Below are 1,942 nucleotides of genomic sequence, written 5' to 3' on the forward strand. Positions count from 1 at the left end.
GGTCGACCGTGCTGTCGCGGAGTCTCGGCAGCCGCTTGAGCAGCATGTTCACCTTGAGCTGGGCGCCTTCGGCGGGCGCGGGCGGCTGCTCGCCGAGGAGCGCGGCGAGGGCCTGCGGGGAGGCGCCGACCMGGACGTGCCGGGCGGCGCGCCGAGGTCACCTACCGGCAGGACGACGCGGGCGAGCACACCGTCGCCGCCCGGCACGTCCTGGTCAACGCCTCCCCGCAGGCCCTCGCCGCGCTCCTCGGCGAGCAGCCGCCCGCGCCCGCCGAAGGCGCCCAGCTCAAGGTGAACATGCTGCTCAAGCGGCTGCCGAGACTCCGCGACAGCACGGTCGACCCGAACGAGGCGTTCGCGGGCACCTTCCACATCGCCGAGGGCTACGAGGAACTGGCCACCGCCTACGCGCAGGCCGCCGCCGGAACGCCGCCCACCGCGCCGCCCTCCGAGATCTACTGCCACTCGCTCACCGACCCGACGATCCTCGCCCCCGACCTCGTCGAGCGCGGCTACCAGACCCTCACCCTCTTCGGGCTGCACACCCCTGCCCGGCTCTTCGCCAAGGACAACGAGGCCGTACGCGCGGACCTCCTGGAGGCGACCCTGGCGCAGCTCGACGCGCACCTGGCCGAACCGATCGCCGACTGCCTGGCGCCCGACGCGGACGGGCTGCCCTGCATCGAGGCGAAGACCCCGCTGGACCTGGAGCAGGACCTCCGGCTGCCCGGCGGCCACATCTTCCACCGCGACCTCGCCTTCCCCCACGCCCAGGAGGGCACCGGGCGCTGGGGTGTCGAGACGGGGCACGCCAACGTCCTGCTGTGCGGGGCGGGCGCGGTGCGCGGCGGCGGCGTCAGCGGGGTGCCGGGGCACAACGCGGCGATGGCGGCGCTGGGGGAGTGACCGCGGGCCCCCACCACCGGCAGGCGTCGCGCCTCGCGGGCCGGTGGGCGACCCCGCTTGCGTCTCCCGTAGGGGGAGACATGAGGGTGGGGGCATGAACGGCGACACCGTCCCCGACACGGACACCCTGTACTCCATCGGCGAGCTCGCCCGGCGCACCGGGCTCACCGTCAAGACCATCCGGTTCTGGTCCGACTCCGGCATCGTCACACCGACGCAGCGCACCCCGGCGGGCTACCGGCGCTACGGCACCGGCGCCGTGGCCCGCCTCGACCTGGTGCGGACGCTGCGTGAGATCGGCCTCGACCTGCCCACCATCCGCCGCGTCGTGGACCGGGAGGTCCCGCTCGCCGACGTGGCGGCGGCGCACGCCGAGGCCCTCGACGTGCAGATCCACACACTGCGTCTGCGGCGGGCCGTCCTGACGGCCGTGGCCAGGCGCGGCGCGAGCACCGAGGAGCTGGCGCTCATGCACCGCCTCGCGAAGCTGTCGGAGGACGAGCGGAGCCGCCTCATCGACGACTTCCTCGGCACCGTCTTCGAGGGCCTGGACGGCCATCCGGCGTTCGGCGCGGTCATCCGCTCCATGACGCCCGAGCTGCCGGACGATCCCACGGTGGAGCAGGTCGAGGCGTGGGTGGAGCTGGCCGAGCTCTTCCAGGACCCGGCATTTCGCGCGAGCGTACGGGGCATGGCGCGGAACCTGGCCACCGACCGGTCCCCGGACGACACCACGGGCCTGCCCCGCATCCTCGCCGAGGCGGTCCGCTCCCAGGTCGCACCGGCCCTGGCCGCCGGTACGCCACCGCACGCGCCGGAGGCCGCCCGCATCGTCGCCGCGCTCACCGCGCACTACGCCCACACCGTCGGCCGCCCCGACGACGACGCCCTGCGCCACCGGCTCGGCGAGCACCTCGAGACGATGAACGACGCCCGCAGGGACCGCTATCTGCACCTGCTCGCGGTGGTGAACGGCTGGCCGCCACCGGACAGCCTGGCCCCGGCCCTGACCTGGCTGCTCCAGGCCCTCCGCGCC

General features: G+C 74.8%; 1 protein-coding gene and 1 pseudogene. Both read left to right on the plus strand.

Annotated features, from left to right (window positions below):
- Positions 1 to 60 precede the first annotated feature (60 nt).
- Positions 61 to 906: pseudogene (locus AB8Z36_RS39565) on the plus strand (FAD-dependent oxidoreductase); the annotation flags it as partial.
- Between the two features lie 94 nt (positions 907 to 1,000).
- A partial coding sequence (locus tag AB8Z36_RS39570) for a MerR family transcriptional regulator (protein ID WP_369218196.1) occupies positions 1,001 to 1,942 on the plus strand: 942 nt, incomplete at its 3' end.

This window comes from Streptomyces flavofungini (assembly GCF_041028215.1).
Lineage (GTDB): Bacteria > Actinomycetota > Actinomycetes > Streptomycetales > Streptomycetaceae > Streptomyces > Streptomyces flavofungini_B.